The following is a 19,650-nucleotide window of genomic DNA, read 5'->3' on the forward strand; positions in this document are numbered from 1 at the left end:
GTTATTGTGAAACGGTTTCTGGAGGGCGAAAGCCTGACGGAATTCCTTCTCTTCTGGTCGCTTCTTTTTGCCCTCTACGGCGTGGTGGTAGGTATCCAGCAGGAAGCTACCCGCGCTGTGGGCACTGCACGCCGCGATGGTAAAACAGGTGCGCGTATTGCCCCCGTGGGTGCTCTGGTAGGCCTTATTGTGGGCGGTCTGACCTTAGCAACGAGCCCTCTGTGGGCTTCTGCCCAGATTCCCTTGAGCGGGTTTAGCGGTGTGCTTCTTCTGAGTGTTGGTGTGGCTCTCTACGCTATGCACATGACTCTCTACGGTGCGGCTGCTGGCCAGGAAAGCTGGTACCTCTTCGCGAGTGTGTCGGGGTTCGACGCTATTTGGCGTATCGTAGCTATCTGCGCGGTCGGTCTGGTCTCTGCACATCTAATCGGTCTTGAAGCCGCAGCGGTTTCTCCGGTGCTTCTGTGGCTGCTGATGGTGCTTCTGCTTCCAGAAGCTCGGCGAGTTTTTAGCTCTCGTGCGGATGTTTCCGCGGGTCGTCTGCTGTATAACTACACGCTGTCGATGGGGTCGTCCACCGCTAACGCGGTTCTTATGATGGGCTTGCCGCTTCTGCTGAACGTTAGCATCGATTCAAATGACCCGTTGCAACAGGTTATTTTGGCGGTTCTGATTCTCGCGATTTCGATTACGCGCTCGCCGATTATGATTCCTTTGCAGGCTTTTCAGGGTGTGGCGGTGTCTGCTTTCTTGAAGCAGCAGAACCATCCGTTGCGTGCTTTTGCGAAGCCTGCTGGTGCGCTGTTGGGTGTGGGTCTTGTGGGCGCTGTGGCGGCTTATGTGCTGGGGCCGTGGCTGTTTGGTCTGCTTTATCCGCCGAAGCCTTCAGAGGTTGAAGCGTACGCTCAGGTGGTGATTTCTCCGGTGCTTGCGCTTCTGGTGTTTGCTTCTGCTTTCCTGGCGCTTCTGGTGCTGTCGGGGTCGCTGGTGATTGCGTTGAATATGCACCGTTCGTATGTGGCTGGTTGGGCGCTGGCGGCTGTGGTTGCTTGTGTGGTGGCGGTGTCGCCGTTGCCTCTTCTGACTCGCACTCTTCTTGCCCTGTATGCGGGGCCGATGCTTGGCCTGCTAGTACATGTGGTTGCGATGGTATGGCATGCGCGTTCTGTGTCGAGTAGCGGCAACGCTGAGATGGAGAGTATTTAATAAATAAATGATGAGGGGTTGAGCAGATATTATGCTCAACCCCTCATTTCTTTATCGCTTATGAGCTGGCTGGGGCTAGGGGTATCAGCCCGCTATTACTACTTCACACTCTGGGAACTTAGGTTAACCTATGGAAAATGCGCTGGGTGCTCCCTAGACTAAAAGGGCACATTGACAGACTGCACGGGCCGCCCACACCGCGGCCCCGCCCCTCCCAGCGGGTAAACCACCGAAGGAGCCACCCATGAGCCGACGCACCGACGCGCCCGCCCGATCACCACGACGAGCCGCCCTTGCCAGCTGGATAGGCTCCGCCCTCGAATACTACGACTTCGCCGTCTACGGCACCGCCGCCGCAATCGTGCTCAACCGCATCTTCTTCCCCGAAGACACCCCCGCCATTGGCATCCTCAAGTCCATGGTGGTTGTGGGCGTCGCTTACGTTGTGCGACCCTTCGGTGCCATGATCGTTGGCCCCCTCGGAGACCGCTACGGCCGCCGATTCGTCCTCATGCTCACGCTCTTCCTGATGGGTGCCGCCACCTTCGCGATTGGTTGCCTGCCGACCTACAGTGAGGCGGGCATTATCGCACCCACCCTGCTGGTTGCCTGCCGTATGCTTCAGGGCCTCTCCGCTGCCGGTGAGCAGGCAAGCTCCATCTCCATCTCCCTGGAGCACGCCAACGAGCATCAGCGCGCCTTCACCACCAGCTGGACCCTGCAGGGCACCCAGTTCGGCTCGCTGCTGGCAACCGCCGTGTTCATTCCCTTCGCCGCCCTGCCGGACGAGCACCTGCTTAGCTGGGGCTGGCGCGTACCCTTCTGGCTCTCCGCCTTTGTGGTGGTGACCGCCTGGCTGATTCGCCGCACCCTCTCCGAGCCGCCCGCCTACCTGCAGCGCGAAAAGCTCACCGAATCCCCGCTCATGCTGGTCTTCAAGCACCACAAGCGCGCCGTACTCACCATCGCCGTGTGCGCCATGGTCAACACCGTGAACATGGTCTTCACGACCTTCGCGCTTTCCTTCGCCACCAAGGGTTACGGCCTTGACCGCAGCACCATGCTGCTGGTGCCGGTCGCCTCCAACACCCTCGGTCTGATTGCGATTCCGCTCGCCGCCATGCTTGCCGACCGGATTGGTCGTAAGCCCGTGTTCATTACCGGTGCGGTTGCTTCGTCCCTGGTGATGTTCCCGTACCTCGGCGCGATTACCGAGGGTAACTGGGTGGGTATCTTCGCCTACGGCGTGCTCATGCACGGTGCGCTGTACTCCATGGCGAACGGCGTGTGGCCCGCCTTCTATGCGGAGATGTTCCCGACCCGCGTGCGCGTGACCGGCCTGGCGTTGGGTACCCAAATTGGCTTCGCAATTTCTGGAGGCGTCGCCCCCGCCGTGGCGACGAGCCTCGCCGGTGCCGACCTGCATAACGCGGTGCTGCCCGCCGTGTTCACGGTTGCCATGTGCGCGCTCGTGGCGTTGGGTGCGCTGACGGCTCGTGAAGGGTACAAGAAGTCCCTGGCTGAGCTGGATGCATAACCCGAACAATATATTCCATATATAGAATAAATACAGGTGGGGCTGGATAGTTAGCTATCCATCCCCACCTGCGTGTTTAACCTTCTAAGCCCCCTGCTGAGCCGCAATCAGCGTCTCAAAATGCGCCGCCATACGCTCAGCGTTCGGTTCCAGCCCGGTGAAGAGGCGGAACGCATCCACCGCCTGACCCACCGCCATGTAGCCACCCGTTAGCACCTCGCATCCGGCGGTACGCGCCGCGCGCACCAGCTGCGTCTGTTGCGGCAGATAGATGACATCCGCAACCCACAGGCCTTCACGCAACACCCCGGCACTCAGCGCCGACTCGCTCAACGGCATACCCGGATGCACGTGCATGCCCACCGGGGTTGCGTTCACCAAACCCTGAGCTTGTAGTAGAGCTTCAATCAAGTGCTCGTCGTCGCTCAGCACCTCGACCCGGGTCTGCGGGAAGAGCCCGCCCAGCTGCTCCGCAAGCTCCTGCGCTTTCGCCGCGTCACGCTCAAAGAGACTCAGACGGCGCACCCCCAGGCGGCACAGGGCGTACGCCGTGGCGCTACCGGCACCGCCAGCACCCAGCTGCACCACGTGCTCCAGGCGCGCCGGGTTCTCCGCCACCTGCGGCAGGCCGCGCTTCAATCCCGCAATGAACCCGGAGTAGTCCGTGTTGTCGCCGTAGAAGCTGCCGTCCTCGCCGATCACTACGCAATTGACCGCGCCCAGGGCGCGTGCCGCATCCGAAAGCTCGTGCAGGTGCTCCATGACCGACTGCTTGCACGGGTGCGTGATGTTGAAAGCGTTGAAGCCGAGCAGTGCCGCCGCATCCAGAAGCGCCGGGGCGGAGGCGCCATCCAGGTTCAGGGCGTCCAGGTCGACGGGGCGGTACAGGTAGCGCACCCCGTGCGCGTCCGCCTCTGCCTCGTGCATGGGAGGGGTCAGGGAGGAGGTGATGCCGTCACCAATGAGGCCCACTAGGAAAGATTCAGTACGCAAACTCATAGTTTCACTGTACGTGTCCGCCTCGTAAGATGCACCTACTTTCTTGAACCCGTACCAAATGCGCGCTGGAGTTGGGAAGAAGATAAAAATAATTTCTACGCCCACAAGAGCGATATGTCTGACAGAAACACCTCGAAGGTATAAGCTTGGTATAAGTGCTCGCGCGCCACGGCGCGCACATGAGACCACACAGACACCGTCACAGTGAAGTGATACCGATATTCGGAGGATAGATTGTCAATGACTGACAAGGCTATGGCACACTTCGCTGGCGCCGATGCATGGGTCGAGCAGTATTTCCTGAACAGCCCCGAAGATGAGCGTGAAGAGTTCACCCCGGCAGAGTTAGAGGATTTGGCTCGCACCCACCGTGCGCTGGCTCAAATCCGCCTGCCTAAGACCGCTGTCGTTGCCGCACGCAACGACGAGTACAACACCACCCTATACGTCGCGACCGACGACATGCCGCACATCGTCAGCTCCCTGACCGCATGCCTTGCCGCACACTTTGGTGGTTTCGTCACCATTCTTCACCCCACCTTCCTCGCTGAACGCGGCCCGGACGGTACCCTTCTGAGCCTGCGTGGCACCGGCATGCGCGGCAACCTTGCCAGCGGTGATACCGCCACTCTTGGCGTGCCCTCCCTCAAGCTCAGCGAGAACGCCCCGGCGGGTACCACTGTCGCTATTGAAGCCTGGATTGCGGTTCGCCTGACCCGCTACCTCACTGAGGAAGAGCAGCGCCGCTGCGAGAAGGAAGTTGAACGCGTCCTCGCTGACGTTCGTGCCTGCCACACCGACCTGGATGCTATGGTCGCCCGCGTTTTCGACCTGGCGCAGTCCATGTACGACCTGCGCGGCGCAACCCTGGGTCACGGCGAGGAATCCTACGCCGCCAACCCGCGCGGTGTGGAGCCTGCCTCCCGTGTGGAGGTGGCACAGGACTTCCTGCGCTGGCTGACCCGCGGCAACTTCGTGTTTATGGGTGTTAAGGAGCGCGTGCTGGATGGCACCTCCGGCGCTATTTCTCTGGTGGACCGCCCCGGTTCGGCGCTCGGTATTCTGCGCACCACGGAGGGTAAGAGCCGCATCCCGCTCTCAGGCGAGACTCTGGAGCGCGCCCTGTTCCCGCGCCCGCTGTACATCACGAAGGCGAACTCTCGCTCCACCGTCGCACGCAACGACTACCTGGACTACATTGGCGTGCGCCGCTTCGACCTGAACGGCCGCGTGATTGGTGAGTACGTCATTTTGGGTCTGTTCACCCGCCAGGCGTACGCGTTGCCCGCTATTGAGACTCCGCTGGTGCGTGAGCGTATCGCGATGGTGCGCCGCCGCCTCGGCTACCACCCCGGTTCTTACTCTGACAAGGCGCTTCTGGGTGCCTTGGAGGATTACCCCCGCCTGGAACTGCTGCACGCTTCCGCTAATGATTTGACCGAAACTTTTGGCGGCATCATGGGCCTGGAGGAGCGCCGCAAGACCCGCCTGTTCCTGCGCGCTGACATGTTCAACCGGTTTATTTCCGCCGTGGTGTACCTGCCTCGGGACCGCTACAACACGAACGTGTGTGCGCGAATCCAGCGGGTGTTCCAACAGGAATTTGATCTTAGTGCCATCGACCATGAGGTGTACCTGTCCTCCTCATCGTTGGCGCGCCTATTTTTCCGCATTCGACTCACCAACCCCAACGATGTGCCGAAGACGGATCATCAAGCTCTCGAAAAGCGACTGCAAGAAGCCGCCCGCTCCTGGGTGGAAGCAACCGCAGCTGCTATTGAGGCATGGAAACCCGGAGCGGAAGGCCGCCGACTCGCATCAGCCTGGGCAGATGCGACGAGCGCAGCCTACCGAGCCGATTACACAGTAGAACAAGCAATCGAGGATATCGTGATTCTTGAATCTCTCTCGGGCCAGAAGCCCGCCGCAATCAAGGTTGAAGCCGGCGAAGCCAACACCACCCGACTGAAGACCTACCTGTCCGCACCTCACACCCTCACCGAGCTTCTGCCGGTTATGCAGAATATGGGCCTGGTCGTTGTTGATCAGAAGCCCTACGAGTTCAAGCCTGAGGACGGCGAAGACTACGGCTACCTCTACGACTTTGGGGTCCAGTTCCCCGAGGGCGTGGACGCAAACGCTGTGGCTTCCCTGTACGAGGATGCCCTGAACGCCTACCTGCTCGGTGAGCGCGAGTCCGATACCCTGGACCGCCTGATCCTGGCTGAGGGCCTGACCTGGCAGGAAGTACGTCTGTTCCGTGCTCTGAACCACTACCTAATTCAGCTGGGCCTGGGCTACACTCCATCCTTCATGTCGAACACCCTGCTCGCTAACCCGGCCATCACCAAGCACCTGGTCGAGTTCTTCGAGGTCAGCTTCGACCCGAACAACGGTCTCAACGATGAGCAGCGCAACGCACGCCGTGAGGAAATCGAAGCAGCCCTGGTTGAGGAACTGAACCAGATCCCCACCCTGGACGCTGACCGCTACCTGCGCTCCCTCGGCAAGGTTATCCGCGCAATCCTGCGCACCAACGCATACCTGGCTGACCGCCCCGCACTCGCATTCAAGGTGGCACCGCAGGAGATCGACTTCGCACCCCTGCCCCGCCCCAAGTTCGAGATTTTCGTCTACTCCCCGCGCGTTGAGGGTGTTCACCTGCGCTTCGGTAGCGTCGCACGTGGTGGCCTGCGCTGGTCGGACCGCCGTGACGACTTCCGCACCGAGGTTCTGGGCCTGGTCAAGGCACAGATGGTGAAGAACGCCGTCATTATCCCCACCGGCGCGAAGGGTGGCTTCTACCCCAAGCAGCTGCCCGACCCCGCAGTGGATCGCGACGCATGGATCACCGAGGGCCGCGAGTCCTACAAGGTCTTCATCGGCTCCCTGCTGGACGTCACCGACAACCTCGCAGTTGGCAATGACGGCTCCGAGACCGTTGTCCGCCCCGAGGGTGTTGTGGCACGCGACGCTGACGACTACTACCTGGTGGTTGCAGCGGATAAGGGCACCGCGGCATTCTCCGACACCGCAAACGCAATCAGCCTGGAGCGCGGCTTCTGGCTGGGCGACGCCTTCGCATCCGGCGGCTCCGTCGGCTACGACCACAAGGCAATGGGCATCACCGCACGCGGTGCATGGGAGTCCGTCAAGCGTCACTTCGCTGAGCTCGGCCACGACGCTCAGACTGAAGAGTTCACCGCAGTCGGCATCGGCGACATGTCCGGTGACGTGTTCGGTAACGGTCTGCTCCGCTCCAAGGCAACCCGCCTGGTCGCAGCATTCGACCACCGCGACATCTTCCTGGACCCGAACCCCAACGCGGCTGTCTCCTTCGACGAGCGTCAGCGCCTGTACGACCTGCCCCGTTCCTCCTGGCAGGACTACAACCGCGACCTGATTTCCGCAGGTGGTGGCGTGTACTCTCGCGGCCTGAAGTCCATTGAGATCACCCCCGAGGTGCGCGAGGTTCTGGGCCTGGACGAGTCCGTCACCGAGCTGGCACCGACCGAGCTGATTTCTGCCATCCTCAAGGCACCGGTCGACCTGATTTACAACGGTGGTATCGGTACCTACGTGAAGGCTTCCACCGAGACCAACGCACAGGTGGGCGACAAGGCTAACGATGCACTGCGTGTCAACGGCAAGGACCTGCGCGCCAAGATCGTTGGCGAGGGTGGTAACCTCGGCTTCACCCAGCTGGGTCGTATTGAGGCTGCGCGCAACGGCGTCATCCTCAACACCGACGCAATCGACAACTCCGCAGGTGTGGAAACCAGTGACCGCGAGGTCAACATCAAGATTCTGGTGGACCGCCTCGTGGCACACGGCGAACTGCCCGTTGAAGAGCGTGCTTCCTTCATCGAGTCCCTGCAGGACGAGGTGGGCGGCAAGGTGCTCGGCACCAACGTCGAGCAGAACGTTCTGCTGCAGGGCGAGTTCCACGGTTCCTTCCTGGGCACCAACCTGTACAAGCGCCTCATGCACGACCTGGAGGAGCACGCCGGCCTGAACCGCGCCGTCGAGTTCCTGCCCACCGACGAGGAGCTGGATATTCGCCTGGAGACCACCGGCGACCGTCTGACCCGCCCCGAGCTGTCCGTCCTGGCTGCGTACGTGAAGATTTACCTCACCCACGCACTGGAGCAGACCGACTTCGCGGACGACCCCTACCTGGAAGGCGTTCTGCGCAGCTACTTCCCGGCAGCACTGGTCGAGCGCTTCGGTCAGCACCTGGATTCGCACCCGCTGCGTAAGGAAATCATCTGCACCCGCGTCGCTAACGAGCTGGTCAACATCGGCGGTATCACCTTCGCATACCGCGTGATGGAGGAGTTCAACGTCGGTATCGATTCCGTCGCACGCGCCTTCATCGTCGCTCGCGAACTCTTCGAGCTGGGCACCGCAGCTAAGCTGCACCGCGAACTGCCCCCGAAGACCCCGCTGGATGCATGGTTCACCGTCCTGCGTGACAACCAGCGCGTTCTGGATCGTGCAGTCCGCTGGTTCATCACCGAGCGTGGGGTAGTTGCAGGCACCAGCATCTCCGAGCTGCTGGAGACCTTCGGCCCCGTCGTCGAGATGCGCCACAACCTGCCCGAGTACCTCTCCGGTACTTCCCGCGAGCGTGTTCGTGCAAAGCGTGACGCAGGCGAGGCATGGGGTCTGCCCGAGGAACTCATCGTCATCTGGATTCGCGGCTTCGAGGGCTACGCCCTGCTGGACGTCATCCGTTCGGCACGCGACCACGACTTCGAGGCAACCTCGCTGGCACCGGTCTACTTCGCAACCTACGACCGCTTCAAGGTGGACGAGCTGCTCGGCCTCATCTCCGAGCTTCCCCGTAGTGACCGCTGGGAGATCCTGGCACGTCAGGCACTGCGCGGCAGCCTCTACGAGACCGCTGCAGAGTTGGCACTGTCCGTGGCTGAAGGCGCGAAGGGTGACTTCTCCACTGTTGACGGCGCCCAGAAGGCACTGGCTGAGTGGATTGAGAGCCACCCGACCCGCGTGGGCAACATTGACCGCATCCTGAAGGAGATTCGCGAAGCTGCTCCGGACGTCACCGGTCACCCGCGCCTGGCTGTGGTGTCTGTGGCACTGCGTACTCTCTCGAGCGCATCCTAATCAGCTAAGACCCTTGCGGGTCGCTGTATAAAGCATCCCGGTTCTCTCCAATCGGAGGGGCCGGGATGCTTTTGCACAGGGGGAGTTTGTACAGGGGGAGGGATATCGCAAAATCTATGCAGAAACCTCTGACAAGGAACGATACGTTTTTACACTAAATGCAGTGTAGAAATGTGTCCTAAATCCCTTCAAATATCAAGTAGAGGGTTAAGGAAACCAAAGGTTTTAGTTGATATATGCCGTATATTGATTCACGGCGGCATCAGCGCAAGCCATGGGGACCCGGCACTTCTCGGCATGACGAATCCCCACTCTGCGGCACGTGAGGCGGTGCTACCAACCAAAAACACACTGCCCCTAATCTTTACGATTATCGACTGAAAGTCTGCAAGATTGTCTACCAACCACGGTACTGAGGAAAAAAGCAACAGCGTATGGCGCCTCCTCATTAACTTTCTGCTTTACGTCTCTCCGGTCGCACTGCTGACCACCGTCTTCCCCATCGTCACCCCGACCATTAACCGGTACAACCTCGATGGTGTCCCCCTGATCCAGGTGATCCTGGCAGCGTCCATTACCGTTCCTTGGCTCAGCCAGGCGGCCTGCCTGCCCCTGTACCGTGCTATCCAGATGGAGCACAAGAAGATTGCGGACGCCCGCGAAGGCCTGCGCATTCACGCTGAAACCCTTGAGCACCAGCTCAAGCGCGCCGAAGCGCGAGCCGTACGCGCACGCATGTCCGAACCGCAGTTCCAGGACATTACCGACCTGACCGCGTTCACCCGCAACTGGCTTTACCTCTTCTTCATGACCATGCCGCTGGTACTGATCTTTGCCGTACCGGTCGCCCTCGTCCTGCACTGGACCCCGACTGCATTCGGCGCGTTCTTCGTCCTGGGCGTTCTCAACATCGCGTTCGCGCAGCTGCTGGTCATCCCGAACCTTGCGAAGAACCGCATCATCTGGTTCATCGCGTGGCTTGGTTACACTCTTGCCCTGTACTTCTTCCCGAAGGAATGGTTCCTGCCGCCGCTGGTTGGTTCGCTCATCCTGCTGGTGAGCCTCGGCAAGGACCTGGTGCACCTGCTGCACTTCGCGCGCATCCCGCTCAAGGACATTGCGCTCGACGCCCTGCGCGGCTTCTTCACCGGCTCCATCATCTGGGCCGATAAGTACATGCTCTTCCTGGTCACCGGCGGCGAAATCAACGTCGTGGCGATCTACCTGAGCCTAATCCCCTGCGTTATCGCCTACAACTACTTCTTCGTGGTGGAGGCAGACCGCGTCAACGCAAGCATCCAGCACCTGTGGACCATCTTCGACCGCCTGCCCTACAAGGGTGTTCAGGAGGAGTCTTCCAAGGCTCTGGGTGCTTCTAACCGCGCGATCCGCAACTCCCTGCTGATTTACATCGCCAGCGCCATTGTCACTGGCATCCTGATGTACATCTTCCTGCCGCAGTCCTACCCGCTGGCGCTCTCCGGTCTGGTCGTCGCGTTCCTCTTCGTTGCAGTGGCACTGCTGATCTACCAGATCGAGTACATGACCATGTACGTCACCGTGCAGCTGCTCTCCGCGGCGCACCTGGTGCTGCTCTTCATCTCCTTCATGATTCTGCCCAACGAGACCGGCTATCTGCCCATCATCGTGGGCGAGGCAGTGCTCACCTTCGCGTGCTACCGCGTCTACCGTCAGGCGTGGGCAACACCTGAGTACTCCCTCTTCTGGCGTCGAGCCCTCGCCTGGTAAGAACCGCACGGTCCGCGAAAGATACATACGACAATGACTGAACAGATGTACCGAAACCACTACGCGCCGCTGCAGCTTCTGGCTCCCGGCCCCCACTACAGCGACCCCGAATACCCGGACGTTGACGTCGCCATCATCATGGAATCCACCTACCCCTACCTCAAGGGTGGTGTGTCTGCGGTGGTGCACGATATCGTCTGCGAAAACCCGGATCTGACCTACGGCATTATTCACATCGCCTGGGATAAGAACTCCCCCCACGAAGACCTCTACGGCATGCCCGAGAACGTCAAGTGGGTCAAGGTGCTGTACCTGAGCCTGGATGTCAACCGTGACGCCTTCGCGGAAGCCTGCGACCCCTCCGCACTGCGCATGAGCTTTGCGGAGCGTCAGGCACTCACCCAGCGCCTCATGGACGGCTTCAGCGCCCTCATCGCCGGCGACGTGAACCCCCTCTGGAAGCTCTACGACGAAGGCATCAACCCCGCAACCCGCAGCTACAACCTCTTCGGCCTCTTCGGAACCCGCGAGTTCATGCAGGCGATTGCGGGCCTGGGTTTCTTCTCTGAGGTGCCCTTCGGTGAGCTCTTCTGGAAGGTGCGCGATTTCGTCTCCATCCTCTTTGCGCTCCTGCACGAGCGGATGCCGCACGCCCGCGTCTACCACGCCCACACCACCGGCTACGCGTCGCTCATCGCCGCCGCAGCCGCACGTGACCACGGCACCAGCTTCCTGCTGACCGAGCACAACCTCTACATTCGCGACACCGTGAACACCAAGCTCGAACGCAACATGGCGAAGCCCGTCACCACCGACTACGCCTTCCTCAACGAGGAGCGTGAGCACCCCGGCCTGGGCCCGGTCACCCTCGACGAGCGTGCCTGGTGTGTCTGGTTCGTTGAAATGGGACGCTTCTGCTACCCCAGTGCAGACATGGCAACCTACCTGTACCCCAAGGCGCTGGAAGAGGCGCGCGGTATTGGTGCGCCCATCGACCAGATGAACGAGGGCGAGAAGGACCGCGCAATCATCCTGCCCAACGGTATGCTCATCGAGTCCGTGGCGGAAGCCTACTACGCCCGCCAGGCGGCGCGTGCGCGCATCCTCGCTGAGGGCCGCGGCCACGTGTGGCGCTTCGTGTTCATCGCCCGTGTGGTGCCCATTAAGGGCCTGACCGACCTGATTCGCTCCCTCGCGGTGCTGCGCGATCAGGGCCTGGTGAACTTCCACCTGGACGTGCTCGGCCCCAAGGACCACCTGCCCGAGTACTACGAGCTGTGCCTGCGCACCATCGAAGAGCTCAACATGGGCGAGTACATCACCTTCCACGGCACCGTGAACGTGCGTGCGATGCTCGACCGCTTCGACCTGCTGCTCATGCCCAGCTACAATGAGGGTCAGCCGATCGTGGCGCTCGAGGCGATGGCTGCGTCCATCCCGCTGGTCAGCACCGACGTGGGCGGTATGTCCCAGCTCATCGATGATGTGCTGGTCGCCCCCGACGGCCACGAAATCGGTAACTGCGGTATCTTGACCATCCCCGGCGATATTCACGGCTTCGCGGCGGCGCTGCGCACCCTCATGGAGGAGCCCAGCATCTACGAACGCTACTGTGTGAACGCTTACGACCGTATCGTCAGCTTCTTCCAGCTGAAACTGGTCATGGACCGCTACAACACGATCTACCGCGAGCTGGGCAAGCTGCCCCCTCGCGCCCCCGAATTCGACCCGGAGTACGATGGCGAATAAACTCACCCGTTTAGGCGGACCCGGCAAGTTTGGTGCCTGGGTCCGCTACGGCGGTAAGCCCATTACCCAGAAGCAGCTCGATTTTGCGGTCAAGAACTACTCTGTCGCAATCCTGCAGCCCTGGGAACTGGACGCGGCACGCTACCTGAAGAAGCGTGCACCTCAAATGGTGGTGCTGGCGTATAAGTGCCTGTCCTCCACCCGCTCTTACGAGCCCGGCCCGATTTATTCTTCGGGTGTGTCTTACCCGCTGGCTGTGTCGATGGCGAACTCCGGTAAGGATTTCTTCGCCCACCGCCTCAACGGCGACCGTATCGAGTGGAAGGGCTACCCCAAGCACTTCCAGATGCAGGTGTGGAACACCGACTACCGCTGGCACTGGGTGGACGCTGTGGTGCGCGAAATGCGCAACTCGCCCTTTGACGGGGTTATGGCGGATAACGACGTGGAGAACGACTACTACGGTCTGGACCTGCCCATTCAGGGCGTGGAGTCCATGACGAAGATTCGTGAGCACCTGGATTTTCTGGTCGCGTACGCCGGTATTGAGCTGAATAAGATTGGCAAGATTCTGGTGCCCAATATTGCTGAGTCGCGTCTGCGTTACGGCAAGTGGGAGCGTCACAGCGCCTACGGTGGCGGCTTTGAGGAGGTGTGGCTCGGCTGGGGTCCGAACGACTACCTGTCTTCGCCGTACGCCGTGATGCAGGGCCGTGAGATTGCGAACGGCTCGGCGGGCGACGTGAACCTGGGTGCTACTTTTGCGGGCCTGGGTGGCCGTAGTGCCGCTTCGCAGAAGAAGGTGACGATTCTGCGTACCCCGCTGAGCGACCGCAAGGCTGCGATTACCGGTACGGATGAGAATTTCCTCTACGGTTTGGCGGGCTTCTGGGTGTTCGGTGGAGGCGCCTTCACCGGCATCAGCGCAACCCACCACGATGCCTACGACGAGATCCCGCACGCCCCGGAGCTCTCCTACGACCTGGGGGATCCGGTCGGCGGTATTATCGCTCAGAAGACCGCTCAGACTCGTGCCTTTACTCGTGGTTGGGCTGCCCTGAACACCGGCTCGAAGGATGTGACCGTGAAGGTTCCCTCTCATCTGGTGGATGCGGCAAACCGCCCGGTGCCTTCGAGCTTCACGCTGCGGGCGCATCAGGGTGTGGTGTACCGCCGTAAGGCGTAATTGACCGCTCATCTGCGTATATAACCTCATAAACAAACCCACCGGCAATATAGCCAAATGGCTATATGTACCGGTGGGTTCGTTATATGTGTGCTAGATGAGCTGGGGTAGCTTACTTAGCGGGGTAGGAGGGGACGTCGTAGCCGCCCATACGCTCCAGAACGCGAATCACCTGGCAGGAGTAACCGAACTCGTTGTCGTACCAGACGTAGACAATTGCGGAGTCATCGGTCACCACGGTTGCCAGCGAGTCCACAACACCTGCGGTGCGGGAACCCACGAAGTCGGTGGAAACAGCCTCGGGGGAATCCGAGTAGCCCACCTGGCGGCGCAGCTCGCCGTCGATGGACTCGCGGCGGAACAGCTCGTTCAGCTCCTCAGCGGAACCTGCGGGCTTGGTCAGCTTCACGTTCAGGATTGCCATGGAGACATCCGGGGTGGGAACGCGGATCGCGTTACCGGTCAGCTTGCCTTCCAGCTGCGGCAGAGCCTTAGAAACAGCCTTCGCTGCACCGGTCTCGGTGATGACCATGTTCAGCACAGCGGAGCGACCGCGGCGGTCACCCTTGTGGAAGTTATCAATCAGGTTCTGATCGTTGGTGAATGCGTGAACGGTCTCAACGTGGCCGCGCTCAACACCGTATGCGTCATCCAGAACCTTCAGTGCCGGAGTAATCGCGTTGGTGGTGCAGGATGCTGCGGAGAGGATCTTGTCCTCATCGGTGATGACGTTGTCGTTCACGCCGAACACGATGTTCTTCATGTCGCCCTTACCGGGAGCGGTCAGCAGAACACGAGAAATGCCGGGGCGGTTCAGGTGCTGCTCAAGGCCCGGAACGTCGCGCCAGCGGCCGGTGTTGTCCACCAGCAGAGCGTCCTTGATGCCGTACTCGGTGTAGTCGACAGTGGTCGGGTCAGAGGAGTAAATGAAGCGAACCGGAACACCGTTAGCGATGATGGTGCTGTTCTCCTCGTCCACCTCAATAACGCCCTTGAACGGGCCGTGAACAGAGTCGCGCTCCAGCAGGGATGCGCGCTTGACCAGGTCCTTATCGCCGTTCTTACGCACCACAACAGCGCGCAGGTTCAGGCCAGAACCCAGCGGCGAGGAGGAGCGCTCCAGCAGAATACGAGCCAGCAGGCGACCAATACGACCAAAGCCGTACAGCACAACGTCCTGCTCCTTAGGCTGGTCGCCCTGGTGGTTCACGGAGGAACCCAGCTGCTCGGGCAGCCACATGGACAGCTCGGGGGAGCCAGCCTCACGGTGAGCCTTGTGCAGAGCAGCAATGTTAATCGAGCATGCACCCAGGTTCAGCTCAGCCAGAGCGCGAACCAGCTCCAGGGTGTGTGCGGGGTTCAGAGGTGCACCATCAATGTGAGATACAAAATCGTGCAGCTTCAGCAGCTCAATGACAGACTTGTTGACCAGGCTACGGCCGTGAATGCTCAGCACCACACCGTTCTCGCGGTGCAGCTTACCGATGAGGGGGATCAGCTCCTCTGCGGTAGCCTCACGGTTAACCCAGGTAGCGGTTGCAGTCGTCACGTATGACCTTCTTCCTAACTTCGTCGTTGGAGGGTAGGCGCGACGGTGCTGTCGCGTCAATACCGTGCCGGGCGTTAAAGACCCGGCGTCGGTTTAAGTCTAACCCGTGCGAACCCCTCTAGAGCCTCAAAATTAGTGATATTGGGGCTAAAAGTCAGAAGAGGTAAAAGTCAGTTCCTGCACCCGCCCGGCAAGCCAACACAAGCCCTCAAAAGGAAAAGTAAAACCACTTCAAATACCCACAAAAACACACCCCACGACATGGGAAAACATAGGTAAAATTGAAACCATGTTGACTGTAATCGGTGAAGCACTCGTAGACGTCGTCCACCAGCACGACGGAGAAACCCGCGCCTACCCCGGCGGATCGCCCATGAACGTAGCCGTGGGCGCACGCCGCCTCGGCCACCCCACCAACTTCGTCGGCCACTACGGCCCCGACGCCTACGGCAAGAGCATTGACGCACACCTGGAAGCATCCCAGGTGACCCTGCCCTTCGAACACAGTGCTGAGCGCACCTCCGTCGCCCAGGCAACTATCGGTGCCGACGGCGCAGCAGAGTACGAATTCGACATCACCTGGTCCCTCGACTCCGTCGCCGAGAAGCTCACCGAACTGGCACGCACCTCCGATGCAGTGCACACCGGCTCCATCGCCGCCATGCTCGAACCTGGCGCGCACGTGGTCGCCGCAGCCTTCGAAGCCGCCCGCGACAGCGCCCTGCTCAGCTACGACCCGAACTGCCGCCCCACCCTCATCCACAATGTTGATGAGGGCCGCGCCTGGGCTGAAAAGTTCGTGTCCCTCTCCACCGTTGTGAAGGCATCCGACGAGGACCTGCAGTGGCTCTACCCCGAGCGCTCCCTCGACGACACCGCCCGCGCGTGGCTCGACCTCGGTGCAGAGCTGATGGTTATCACCCGCGGCGAAGACGGTCCCATCGCCTTCACCAAGAAGTACCCCGAGGGCATCAGCCAGCCCGCACACCGCGTTGAGGTTGCGGACACCGTCGGCGCAGGCGACTCCCTCATGGCGGCACTCATTGCGGGTCTGCTCGACCGCGGTATCGCCGGCGCTGAGGCGCGTTCCAAGGTCGCCGCACTGACCGCCGAAGACATCGCCGACCTGCTGCGTTTCTCTGCAACCGCAGCCGGCATCACCGTTTCCCGCGCGGGCGCTAACCCGCCCACCCGCGAAGAACTCGACGCCGTACTCAACGGCTAAATAATCTACGCCTCGCCGGCGGATAGCTCACTCTGTCCGCCGGCGTCGCCATATCCACCCGCACCCCAACGCTGAGGAACATCATGACCAACATTGGCACCGCACCCCTGCCCCGCGAACCCTACGCGGGCCTGCCCGACCTGCCCGAATTCACCCTGACCTCCACCGACATTCAGGACGGCGGCACCGCCCCCGAATGGATGCTCTCCGCCCTTTTCGGCGTGGCGGGCGGTCAGGACCGCTCCCCGCAGCTGTCCTGGAGCGGCTTCCCCGAGGGCACCAAGTCCTTCGTGCTGACCTGCTTCGACCCGGACGCACCGGTCCCTAGCGGCTTCTGGCACTGGACTGTCTCCAACATTCCCGCCAACGTGACCAGCATTGACACTGGCGCGGATGCACCCGCCGGCGCTCTGACGCACCGCAACGACGCCGGTGTGGCGGGCTTCCTGGGTGCTGCCCCTCCGGCTGGTCACGGCCCGCATCGCTACATCTTCTGCGTCACCGCCGTGGACGTGGAGAAGCTCGATATTGACGAGAACGCCAGCCCCGCCGTCGTGAACTTTAACCTGCTCGGCCACGGTCTGGGTCGCGCGTTCCTGACCGTCACCTACGCGGAACCGGCGGCATAGCGGCACACCGGCTCGCTGGCACAGTCTAACGAGCCCCGCGCCCTAACCAGCCCTGCACCCTGCCCAGCACCGATACACCCCACCACTGAAGGCAAACACTGCATGATTAAACTCATCGCCAGCGACCTGGATGGCACCCTCATCGGGCACGATTTCCGGTTCCGTCCGCGGACCCTGCGCGCCCTTGAGGCCGCCCGCGCCGCCGGGATTGACATCGTCTTCGTCACCGGCCGCCCGAGCCGCTGGCTCACGCCCCTGCGCGAGCAGACCGACTTCGACTCCTACGCCATCTGCTCTAACGGTGCCGTGGTGTACCACCTGGGCGCGAACGAGGTGGAAGAAGTTAACGGCGCTGATCCCGTGGTGATTGCCCGTACTCACGAGCTGCTGGAGCCCATGTTCCCCGACGCCACCTACACTCTTGAAACCGTGGATACCGTCTACATTCAGGGTCCGTACGAGGGCGGTGAGGTGCTTGAGGGTGCCCGCGTGGTGGAGGCGAAAATCGCCGAGGCGCTCGAACGTATTGGTTCAACCCCGGTCATTAAGTACCTGATTCGTGTGCCCGGAATGGACCCGGATATTCTACAGGCACGCGTGCATCAGGCGGTGGGTTCGCTGGTGTCGGTGACCCGCGGCGTGGTTGGTGAGCCGCTCGTGGAGATGGGCTCGAAGACCGTGAATAAGGGACGGATTTTGGAGAAGTTCGCGGCGCGCCACGGCATTGAGGCGCACGAGGTGATGGCCTTTGGCGACATGCCGAATGATGCGGAGATGCTCTGCTGGGCGGGGGAGAGCTTCGCCATGGCCTCGGGCCAGCCGGCACTCATTGCGAAGGTGGGGCGCACCTGCCCGTCCTTCCATGAGGATGGTGTGGCGCAGACGATTGAGGCGATGCTCGCCGAACGGTCCTAGCCGCCTAGCACTAGTTATCTAGCATGAACCATCCAGCATGAGCGGCTGGGTGAGTCTCCGCAGACATAACAGACATAACTCAGACATAAACTTTTATGTCTACACATAAAAAATTTGAGTCTAGACATAAAAATTTATGTCTAGACTCAAATTTTTGTGTCTGATTTACATCTGATTTGTGTCTAGACTAAAATTTTTTGTATGAACAACGTGGAATGGACCCCCGAATGGCTTGCTGAAACCATCAAACTACTGCGTACTCACGGCAGCGATACGCAGTTCATCGAGGTCAAAAAAGCCCACGGAGGCTACCCTGGAAGCCTAGATGCAACCCTGAGTAGCTTCTCCAATAGTTCCACGGGCGGAATCATTATCTGCGGCCTCGATGAGAATAATGACTTTGCACCTGTAGGCGTATACGACCCTGCAGACCTAGAAAAAACTCTCGGCAACAAGCTCCGCAGGGGCCTCAAGCCGCCGAACACCATGGAATCCGGCACCATCCTCTACGAAGACGCCAAAATCTTTGTTGCCACCATCCCTCCGCTGCCTCCCTACGAACGCCCCGCCTACATTGGCGGTAAAGCGTACGTGCGTTCCGGCGATGGCGACCACGAAATGAGCCGCCACGAAACCGACCTGATGGTGGCTCAGCGGACACGCATCGGATTCGATGAGGAACCGGTGGAATACACCTCCCTGGCTGACCTAGATGAAGGCCTCAAAACTGCCTATCTGCGAGACGTACGCGCTAAATCACGCCGCCTTGCTACAAGCTCCGATGAAGAGGTGCTCCGCCGCAAGGGAATTATTGCCCTCGGAACCGACAACCTTTCCCTTGCGGGCTTGTACGCCTTGGGTGCCTACCCTCAAGAGTTCAGGCCCTCGCTCAAAGTCACCGGAGTCGTCATCGACCCAAGCGGTAAAGTCCGTAACCTCGACAAATTCGAAGCGGACGGCCCCATCCCCGCCATGCTCGAAGAGACCCTGGCATGGGTCAAGCGGAACCTGGCACACCCGGTTGTTGAGCTGACCAATGGGCACCTCGTCAACGGGCAGGAAGTGCCCGATATTGCCCTTCGCGAGATCCTGTCGAATGCGCTCGTACACCGCAGCCTCAACCCCAAAGCAGATACCGAAGAGGTGCGCGTCAGGATTTTCCCCGACCGAATCTCTGTAGAAAACCCCGGCGGCCTATACGGAATCACACTCCAGCGCCTGCAAGAGTACGGCGAACGTTCCCGCGTGAACGACCGCCTGTATGACGTGTGCACGCACGTAACAACCCCCGACGACGGATACCGAGTCATCGAGGGTGAGGGTAGCGGCATCTACACGGCGCAGGAGGCGGTGCGTCAGGCAGGGCTGAAACCCATCCAGTTCATTGACGGGGTCATTCGTTTTACTGCGATTATCAGCAGGGAGCCTCTGGATGGTGCTCATGCCGCTGACGTCGGTTCACCGCAGCAGAAGTCGGACGTAGACCCGCGCCAATCGTCACCTACGGTTCCCAGTAGCCGTCAGGAGGCGGTGCTCCTCGCTCTGCGCTCGCTACGCCACCCCGCCGGTATCGACGACATCATGGGTGCTCTTCCAGAGCCTTTTGCTGAGCTGCAGAAACCGCAGGTCCGGTACGTCCTCACGAAGCTCCTTCAAGAAGGAGTTATTACCCGTGAAGGCGGTCGAGGCAACCGCAACACCGTGTACCGCCTGGCCTAATCGAACATCGGGCTAACGTGCAAAAGCGGCCCGGATGGAAACCAATCCATCCGGGCC

General features: G+C 60.8%; 12 protein-coding genes. 10 read left to right on the forward strand and 2 right to left on the reverse strand.

The window, feature by feature from the left end:
- The first annotated feature begins 6 nt into the window (after positions 1-6).
- Both RM6536_RS04100 and RM6536_RS04105 read left to right on the forward strand, forming a co-directional pair.
- Positions 7-1,206: a hypothetical protein gene (locus tag RM6536_RS04100; RefSeq protein WP_231918004.1), complete on the forward strand. Its 1,200-nt coding sequence runs from the start codon at positions 7-9 to the stop codon at positions 1,204-1,206.
- 244 nt (positions 1,207-1,450) lie between these two features.
- On the forward strand, positions 1,451-2,743 hold the full coding sequence (locus tag RM6536_RS04105) for an MFS transporter (protein ID WP_060824151.1): 1,293 nt from the start codon (positions 1,451-1,453) through the stop codon (positions 2,741-2,743).
- 84 nt (positions 2,744-2,827) lie between these two features.
- Here the strand turns inward: RM6536_RS04105 and RM6536_RS04110 are convergent, their stop codons facing one another.
- Entirely contained in the window at positions 2,828-3,742 is a 915-nt protein-coding gene (locus RM6536_RS04110; RefSeq protein ID WP_060824152.1) for a shikimate dehydrogenase, read from the reverse strand.
- A 240-nt stretch (positions 3,743-3,982) separates the two neighbouring features.
- Between RM6536_RS04110 and RM6536_RS04115 the strand changes: the two genes are divergently transcribed.
- From RM6536_RS04115 to RM6536_RS04130, 4 genes are all read left to right on the forward strand, one after another.
- Entirely contained in the window at positions 3,983-8,872 is a 4,890-nt protein-coding gene (locus RM6536_RS04115; protein WP_060824153.1) for an NAD-glutamate dehydrogenase, read from the forward strand.
- Positions 8,873-9,265: 393 nt separating this feature from the next.
- The gene (locus RM6536_RS04120; protein ID WP_060824154.1) at positions 9,266-10,621 is read left to right on the forward strand and encodes a hypothetical protein; all 1,356 of its coding nucleotides are present in this window, start codon (positions 9,266-9,268) and stop codon (positions 10,619-10,621) included.
- A 33-nt stretch (positions 10,622-10,654) separates the two neighbouring features.
- The gene (gene pelF / locus RM6536_RS04125; protein WP_060824155.1) at positions 10,655-12,370 is read left to right on the forward strand and encodes a GT4 family glycosyltransferase PelF; all 1,716 of its coding nucleotides are present in this window, start codon (positions 10,655-10,657) and stop codon (positions 12,368-12,370) included.
- Positions 12,360-13,556 carry a putative glycoside hydrolase family 15 protein gene (locus RM6536_RS04130; RefSeq protein WP_060824156.1) on the forward strand — a complete coding sequence of 399 codons (1,197 nt, stop codon included), beginning with the start codon at positions 12,360-12,362 and terminating at the stop codon, positions 13,554-13,556. Before pelF ends, RM6536_RS04130 begins: the two co-directional genes overlap by 11 nt.
- Before the next feature lie 112 nt (positions 13,557-13,668).
- Here the strand turns inward: RM6536_RS04130 and RM6536_RS04135 are convergent, their stop codons facing one another.
- Complete coding sequence (locus tag RM6536_RS04135) at positions 13,669-15,105, reverse strand: glyceraldehyde-3-phosphate dehydrogenase (protein ID WP_060824157.1); 1,437 nt, start codon at positions 15,103-15,105, stop codon at positions 13,669-13,671.
- 289 nt (positions 15,106-15,394) lie between these two features.
- Between RM6536_RS04135 and RM6536_RS04140 the strand changes: the two genes are divergently transcribed.
- The 4 genes from RM6536_RS04140 to RM6536_RS04155 all read left to right on the forward strand — a co-directional run bounded on the left by RM6536_RS04140 (position 15,395) and on the right by RM6536_RS04155 (position 19,593).
- Positions 15,395-16,330 carry a carbohydrate kinase family protein gene (locus tag RM6536_RS04140; RefSeq protein ID WP_060824158.1) on the forward strand — a complete coding sequence of 312 codons (936 nt, stop codon included), beginning with the start codon at positions 15,395-15,397 and terminating at the stop codon, positions 16,328-16,330.
- Positions 16,331-16,413: 83 nt separating this feature from the next.
- Positions 16,414-16,959 (forward strand): YbhB/YbcL family Raf kinase inhibitor-like protein, encoded by a 546-nt coding sequence (locus RM6536_RS04145; protein ID WP_005504213.1) that lies wholly within the window; start codon positions 16,414-16,416, stop codon positions 16,957-16,959.
- A 102-nt stretch (positions 16,960-17,061) separates the two neighbouring features.
- Positions 17,062-17,874 carry an HAD-IIB family hydrolase gene (locus RM6536_RS04150; protein WP_060824159.1) on the forward strand — a complete coding sequence of 271 codons (813 nt, stop codon included), beginning with the start codon at positions 17,062-17,064 and terminating at the stop codon, positions 17,872-17,874.
- 201 nt (positions 17,875-18,075) lie between these two features.
- On the forward strand, positions 18,076-19,593 hold the full coding sequence (locus tag RM6536_RS04155) for an ATP-binding protein (protein WP_060824160.1): 1,518 nt from the start codon (positions 18,076-18,078) through the stop codon (positions 19,591-19,593).
- Positions 19,594-19,650 lie beyond the last annotated feature (57 nt).

Origin of the sequence: Rothia mucilaginosa, from assembly GCF_001548235.1 — a bacterium.
In the GTDB taxonomy this organism is placed as follows: domain Bacteria; phylum Actinomycetota; class Actinomycetes; order Actinomycetales; family Micrococcaceae; genus Rothia; species Rothia mucilaginosa_B.

What these genes read in the sequence shown, in the direction of transcription:
- RM6536_RS04105 (WP_060824151.1), top strand. Translation starts at nt 1,451, where the DNA reads ATGAGCCGACGCACCGACGCGCCCGCCCGATCACCACGACGAGCCGCC.
- RM6536_RS04110 (WP_060824152.1), bottom strand. Translation starts at nt 3,742, where the DNA reads ATGAGTTTGCGTACTGAATCTTTCCTAGTGGGCCTCATTGGTGACGGC.
- RM6536_RS04115 (WP_060824153.1), top strand. Translation starts at nt 3,983, where the DNA reads ATGACTGACAAGGCTATGGCACACTTCGCTGGCGCCGATGCATGGGTC.
- pelF (WP_060824155.1), top strand. Translation starts at nt 10,655, where the DNA reads ATGACTGAACAGATGTACCGAAACCACTACGCGCCGCTGCAGCTTCTG.
- RM6536_RS04130 (WP_060824156.1), top strand. Translation starts at nt 12,360, where the DNA reads ATGGCGAATAAACTCACCCGTTTAGGCGGACCCGGCAAGTTTGGTGCC.
- RM6536_RS04140 (WP_060824158.1), top strand. Translation starts at nt 15,395, where the DNA reads ATGTTGACTGTAATCGGTGAAGCACTCGTAGACGTCGTCCACCAGCAC.
- RM6536_RS04145 (WP_005504213.1), top strand. Translation starts at nt 16,414, where the DNA reads ATGACCAACATTGGCACCGCACCCCTGCCCCGCGAACCCTACGCGGGC.
- RM6536_RS04150 (WP_060824159.1), top strand. Translation starts at nt 17,062, where the DNA reads ATGATTAAACTCATCGCCAGCGACCTGGATGGCACCCTCATCGGGCAC.
- RM6536_RS04155 (WP_060824160.1), top strand. Translation starts at nt 18,076, where the DNA reads ATGAACAACGTGGAATGGACCCCCGAATGGCTTGCTGAAACCATCAAA.